Origin of the sequence: Pseudoduganella aquatica (genome assembly GCF_009857595.1) — a bacterium.
GTDB lineage: Bacteria > Pseudomonadota > Gammaproteobacteria > Burkholderiales > Burkholderiaceae_D > Rugamonas > Rugamonas aquatica_A.
Genome location: NZ_WWCU01000099.1, coordinates 1 through 1,449, shown reverse-complemented (window position 1 = coordinate 1,449; position 1,449 = coordinate 1). Strand labels below are relative to the sequence as shown.

General features: G+C 76.3%; 2 protein-coding genes. Both read left to right on the top strand.

From position 1 onward, the window contains the following. The coding region (locus GTP77_RS29685; protein WP_161075742.1) for a lipopolysaccharide biosynthesis protein at positions 1-656 on the top strand (656 nt) is incomplete at its 5' end. Then, positions 640-1,449: glycosyltransferase family 2 protein (locus tag GTP77_RS29680; RefSeq protein WP_161075741.1), on the top strand; the 810-nt coding region annotated here is incomplete at its 3' end. The genes GTP77_RS29685 and GTP77_RS29680, both read left to right, overlap by 17 nt.

Below are 1,449 nucleotides of genomic sequence, written 5' to 3'. Positions count from 1 at the left end.
CGCCGCTGCCGCTGCGCCAGAGCCGCGCCGCGCTGGCGGCCGAGTTCCGCGCCGCCTGGGGCCACGGGCGCTGGGCGCTGGGCGGGGTGGGCGTGACGTGGCTGCAGACGCAAAGCTACACCTACGCCCTGGCCGTGCTGCTGGGGCCGTCCGGCGCCGGCCTGGCCAACCTGGCGCGCCTGTTCATCGCCCCGGCCTCCTTCCTGTTGCCGGCGGTGCAGAAGATCGCCATCCCGCGCCTGGCGGCGCTGCGCGTGCAGGCGCCGCAGCGCATGCGCGCCCTGTCCATGCAGCTGAGCGCGGCGCTGGCCGCGCTGGCCCTGCTCTACAGCCTGCTGCTGCTGGCCTGCTTCGACCGGGTCGCGCCGCTGCTGGCCGGACGCGCCGTGCCCGGCCTGGCGCCGCTGGCGGCCCTGTGGTGCGCCATCCTGCTGTTCCAGGTGGCGCGCAGCGGCGGCTCGCTGCTGCTGCAGCTGCAGCACCGCTTCCGCGCGCTGACCCTGCTCGGCGTGCCGAGCGCGGCCGTCACCGTGCTGGCCACCGCGCTGCTGACGGCGCTGTGCGGCCAGAGCGGCGCCCTGCTCGGCCTGCTGGCCGGCGAAATCACCTTGTCCATCCTGATCTGGAAGGAGCTGCGCCATGCCCCCCATCCCTGACGCGCCGGCCGCGATCGACGTCTGCATCGCCACGTTCCGCCGCCCCGGCCTGCTGGCCGCGCTGCTGGCGGCGCTGCCGGCCCAGGCCTGGCCCGGCCTGGCGCTGCGCATCATCGTGGTCGACAACGACGCGCGCGCCAGCGCCTATCCGGCCGCGGCCGCGTTCCGCCTGAGCCACACGCTGCCCCTGGTCTACCAGACCGAGCCGGAGCAGAACATCGCGCTGGCGCGCAACCGCGCGCTGGCGCTGGCGACCGCGCCCTGCATCGTCTTCATCGACGACGACGAGACCCCGGCGCCGGGCTGGCTGCGCGCGCTGTACCACTGCCTGCACGCGCACCGCGCCGACGCCGTGTTCGGCCCGGTGCACAGCGTGCTGCCGGCGCGCGCCCCGGCCTGGTGCCGGGCCAGCTTCCGCAAGCCCGTCCTGCCCACCGGCGCCCTCCTGCCCTACGGCGGGGCCGGCAATGTGATGCTGCACCGCCGCGTGCTCGACGGCGGCGGGCCCTACTTCGACCCCGCCTTCGGCCTGACCGGCGGCGAGGACACCGACTGGTTCTACCGCCTGCACCTGGCCGGGCGGCGCCTGGTGTGGTGCGCCGAGGCCGAAGCCAGCGAGCCGGTGCCGCCGGCCCGGCTGCGCCTGGGCTGGGCGCTGCGGCGCGCCTTCCGCGGCGGCCAGACCTATTACCGGGTGGTGGTGCGGCGCTACGCCCCGCTGCGCGGCGCGCTGTGGTTTGCCGTCAAGCTGCTGCAGCTGCTGGGCGCGGCGCTGGCGCTGCCGCTGCTGCTG